At 63.2% G+C, this 5,020-nt stretch carries 3 protein-coding genes; all 3 read right to left on the bottom strand.

Going from position 1 to position 5,020, the window contains the following annotated elements:
• Positions 1 to 2,720: glycoside hydrolase family 2 TIM barrel-domain containing protein (locus tag X803_RS18770; protein ID WP_035778381.1), on the bottom strand; the 2,720-nt coding region annotated here is incomplete at its 3' end.
• A 157-nt stretch (positions 2,721 to 2,877) separates the two neighbouring features.
• Entirely contained in the window at positions 2,878 to 4,209 is a 1,332-nt protein-coding gene (locus X803_RS0108595; protein WP_035778360.1) for an ABC transporter substrate-binding protein, read from the bottom strand.
• A gap of 68 nt (positions 4,210 to 4,277) precedes the next feature.
• Positions 4,278 to 5,020: carbohydrate ABC transporter permease (locus X803_RS0108590; RefSeq protein WP_026544823.1), on the bottom strand; the 743-nt coding region annotated here is incomplete at its 5' end.

The raw sequence follows: 5,020 nt of genomic DNA, 5'->3' as shown, positions 1-5,020 counted from the left end.
GGGTGCGCTCCAGTCCGGAGGTTGAGGGAGCGCAAGCCGCTGCGGTGTCCTGTCTCCTGCGGTCGCCCGTATTTGACGGGGAGCTCTTCAATTCCCGATTGGTACCGCCCCACAAGCGCCGCCTGGAGGCTATCCGGATAGGATTCGTGCGGGCCCAGGCCGAACCAGGAGACGCCATCCACGGTGTCAGGTAGGCCGAAACGGACTCCTGCGCGCGGCCATACGCCGTTCCAGCCGCTGCTGGGGAGCAGGTCGATCCGCAGCCATAGGTTCTGTCCGTCGAGCTGCCATGTCTCATCGACGGTGACGTGACGGGCGTGGTCCGCGGCTGCGTAGCGTGTGCGGACGCGCACGGCGTCCCGCTTGGTTTCTACTGATTGGACCCTGCCGTGCATGCGGTTCAGCCCGGCCGAGTTCCAGCGTTCTGCTGATGACGCGCCCGGTCGGCCATTACCCGGGACACCGTGGATATCAGGCGCCCAGGGGTCCGAGTCGATGTAGCTGCCGACGAATCGGCCGCGGTCATTGTCGGTGGGGGCACGGAACAGTTCCAGACGCGGTCCGTCTACGGCGAGGCCTGCCAGCGCTACGATCTCGTGTCCTTCTTCCGCCCACGCTGTGCTGTGAGCGAGCACCGCTTCGACGGTTAGCCAGGCCTCTCCTTGGCAGCCCTCGCCCGTCGTCGGTAGCCCGAGCACTGCTTCCTCACCGGCTTCAAGCGGCCCGCCGTGTAGGCCGAGGATGGAGAGCTCACCGGATGCGACCTTCTCGCCGTTATCTTCAAGCCGCCAACGGAAGGTGAAATCCGCAGTGCTGGCGGTGTGGCGCAGATTCCGCACGCGCAGGAGAGGTTTGCTTCCGGCACGCTCTCCTTCAGGGGACTCAAAGGATATCCGTACGGGGGCGACGACGGACTTGAACTCGTAGAGGCCGGGGGTCGGTGTGGAGTCGGAGAGGACGAGACCGTCGAGGACGAAGTTTCCGTCATGGATTTCCTCACCGAAGTCGCCGCCGTATGCGAAGTACTCTGTCCCGTCCGGCGTTCGGGTACGTAGTCCATGGTCGCGCCATTCCCATACAAACCCGCCGTGCAGCCGTGGGTAGCGATCGACAAGCCGCTCGTAGAGTGAGAGGTTGCCCGGACCGTTACCCATGGCGTGGGCGTACTCGCACAGGATGAACGGCTTGGTACGCTGCCGGGCCGACTCCGCGGGTGAGCAGCCGAGCAGGGGACTGGTATCGCCGTCGCGGCCGATCGTCTCCGTTTCAGGCACCGTCGAATACATCCGCGAGTACACGTCTGTGTAAGCGCCTGCGTAGTCGCTCTCGTAGTGGACCGGTCTGCCGGCGTCTCTGGCGTGCACCCATGCGGACATGGCAGCGAGGTTCCCACCCGTGCCCGATTCATTACCAAGAGACCACATGATGATGGACGGGTGGTTTTTATCTCTCTCCACCGTCCGCTCGATCCGGTCGAGGTAGGCCTCGTGCCAGGCAGGGTCATCGCTCGGGTTTCCGACCCAGTCGTGCCGCTCGAATCCGTGCGTCTCAATGTCGCATTCAAGGATGACCCAGAAGCCAAGCTCGTCCGCCAAGTCGAGCAGGCGTGGGTGGGGCGGATAGTGGCTTGTTCGGATAGCATTCACATTGAACCGCTTCATGAGTAGAAGATCTTCACGTGCGAAGTCTTCGTCGAATACCCGTCCTTGTTCCGGATGGGTCTCGTGCCGGTTTACGCCGTGGAAGGTCACTGTGCGGCCGTTGACCAGGAACCGGTCGCCAACAATCTCGACGGTTCGGAACCCGATCCTCAGCTCGACTGCCTCCGTGGTGCTGGCGACGGTCGCATCGTAAAGTTGCGGTATTTCGGCGGACCAGGCTTGTACGCTGCCCACCTCAAGCGGCGCGACATCCGCAGGTTTGGTCCACTCGACGTCTATCCCGAGCTCCGGAATGGTGAGGCGGATAGGGAACGACGACGCCGGTGCACTCACCTCTGGATCGAGCGTCCCGATTCCATCGTGGTATCCAGTGCGGAGCCAGACGTCCTCAATTCCACCAGCGGGGCGTGCCTGAAGCGTCACGGAGCGGAAGATGCCCGGGAGCCACCACTGGTCCTGATCCTCGATGTAACTTGAAGCGGACCACTGATGGACGCGAACGGCGATCGTGTTGCTTCCAGTCCGAATAGCTGAAGTGACGTCAAATTCCTGGGCCAGGCGGCTGCCTGCCCCCCAGCCGATTTCCTCGCCGTTAACCCATACCTTGTAACGGGATTCGACGCCCTCAAAGCGCAACACGATGCGTTCAGCCTTCATCCACTCCTCCGGAATCTCGAAGGTGCGACGGTAGTCACCCGTCGGGTTCTCGTCAGGGACAAACGGCGGGTCGCACGGGAAGGGGAACTGGACATTCGTGTAAATCGGACGGCCGTACGCTCCGTCGCCTTCAAGCACCCAGTGAGCTGGAACCGGCAAGGTGTCCCACGCGGCGTCGTCGTACTCTTCTGTGGCCATACCTTCGGGCGCCTCATCCTGGGGCAGGATCCCTCGGCCGCCGGGCGTGCCGGGCACGCCGGGAAGGAGGCGGAAGCGCCAGTCACCGTCGAGCGTCAGCGAGGGAGCGTCGCTGCGCAGCCAGGACCGTGCAGGGAGGCGGTTTCCCCCTCCGGGCGCGGTGTCGGTGAGGTAAGCGGCAACTTCAGAACGGCGGGGGATCACTTTGATGGCTCCTTCAGTGAGGCCTCCACGCTACGAGGATGGAGGATGATCATGGTTACGGCGAGGGGAGTGTTCGACAGAAACGCCTGCCCTAGAGGGGCCCACTCAATCAACCGTGTCCGGCCGATTGAGTGGGCAAACTGGTTCCTGGGACGCGTTACTCGACTACAGGAATCGACTGCGCCTTCAGCGACTCAATGGTTTGCTGTTCACCGCGCTGGAGGGCCTCCATGAGGGTGGACTCGCCTGCGATGGCTGCGCCGAAGCCGTCGGAAACATCTGTATAGGTTTGAGTCATTGTTGGTCCCCAGGTAAATTCAGGGTCCACGTTCCGCGTAGCCTCGGCGAAGACGTCGTAGACGGCCTGTCCGCCGAAGAAGTCGGACTTACCGCTGAACGCTTCGAGGTCAGCGCCGGCGGTAGCAGCCGGGTAGAGTCCGCCGAGTTCGTTCGCGAGAGCCAGTGCTTCGGGGTCGGTATTCAGCCAGAGGGCAAACTGTGAGGCCTCGTAGGGGTGGTCGGAGCCTTTCAGGACTGCTGTGGTGGAGCCTCCCCAGTTGCTGGCGGCGTTCTGGCCTTCATCCCATTGCGGCATCGGGGCAACTGCCCATTTGCCGGTACTGTCCGGGGCAGCGCTCTGCAGGTGCCTGGTACCCCAGACCGCTGATACCCAGGTCCACTGCTCGCCCTCGCTGATCGAGGCGTTCCACTCGTCGGAGAAGGAGGGCACTGTGGAGACGAGGTCGTCCTTGAGCAGTCCCTGCCAGTACTCGGCCACCTGCATGGACTCTTCACCCGTCAGATTGACATCCCAGCCGTCCTCCTCACTGCTGAACCACTGGCCGCCTGCCTGCCAGACGAGGCCGGCGAACCAGTTCACGTCCGCGCGCTGGAAGTTGTGGATGTAACCGCCTTCCTCACGGATCTGTTCGGCGGCGGTGGCGTATTCCTCCCAGGTGGTGGGGACCTCTATGCCGGCCTGCTCGAAGAGGTCGGCGCGGTAGAACATCGCCATGGGACCGCTGTCCTGCGGGACCGCGTAAACGGCATCCTCTTCACCGAACGTCACCTGGCTCCAGGTCCAGTCGATGAACTGGTCACTCGCTTCGGCGATGCCTTCACAGGCAGCAATGTTCTCAAGTCCGTCCTGGACGCGGAAGTTAGGGAGGGCGTCGTATTCGATCTGGCCCAGGTCAGGTGCGTTACCGGCCTGCAGCTGGTTGAAGAAGTTCCGGTACGTGCCGGCATTTCCATTGGGACCGGTCTGGACGGTGACCTGGATGTCCGGGTTCTCCTCGTTCCACAGCTCCACCACCTGGTCCATGCCCGGAACCCATGCGGTGTAGGTGAGCTCTACTGGCTCAGCGGAGGGCTCGCACGCCGCAGCTCCTGGTGCTCCGGCGGAGTCGCCTCCGCCCGAGCAGCCCGCGAGGGCCAGGGCGGAGACCATGACGACGGCGGCGGTGGTCTTTCCGTGATGCATACGCATTCTATTTTTCCTTCGTGTATGGATGAAACCGGAAGGCGGGAGCCTTCCGGCGGTTCTTGCGGTCGGGTTTATTTGACGCTTCCGGCGCTGAGTCCGCTGCTCCAGAAGCGCTGCAGGCCCAGGAACGCGATGATGAGCGGGACGATCGAGACCAGCGCCCCGATGATGACGTAGGTGCGCAGTTCGGGGATCTGGCTGATCTGGCTGTTCCAGGCGTAGAGACCGAGGGTGACCGGGAAGAGCGCCTGGCCCAGGAACGCGATGATGAGCGGGACGATCGAGACCAGCGCCCCGATGATCACGTAGGTACGCAGCTCGGGGATCTGGCTGATCTGGCTGTTCCAGGCATAGAGACCAAGGGTGACCGGGAAGAGCGCCTGGTCACGCAGCATGATCAGCGGCAGGAAGAAGTTGTTCCAGATGGCCACGAACTGGAACAGGAAAATCGTGACGAGAGCCGGCGCCATCAGGCGGGTGGACACCGTAAAGAAGGTCCGTACCTCACCGGAGCCGTCCAGCCGGGCCGCTTCGAGGAGCTCACCGGGCACGCTGGCTGCGGCGTAGATCCGCGCCAGGTACACCCCGAACGGGCTGACCAGGCTGGGGAGGAACACCGCCCAGTAGGTGTTGGTGAGGTTCACTTCGCTGAAGATCAGGAACAGCGGCAGGGCCAGCGCTGTGGCCGGGACCAGCACACCGCTGAGGACCACGTTGAAGATCGCCTCGCGGCCATTGAACTCGTACTTGGCCAGCGCGTAGCCGCACATGGCCGCAATGATGGTGCCGAGCAGTGCTCCCGCACCGGCATAGT

The organism is Arthrobacter sp. 35/47 (assembly GCF_000520475.1).
GTDB lineage: Bacteria > Actinomycetota > Actinomycetes > Actinomycetales > Micrococcaceae > Arthrobacter_D > Arthrobacter_D subterraneus.
The sequence above is the reverse complement of the archived record's forward strand: the minus strand, read 5'-3'. Positions and strand labels throughout refer to the sequence as shown.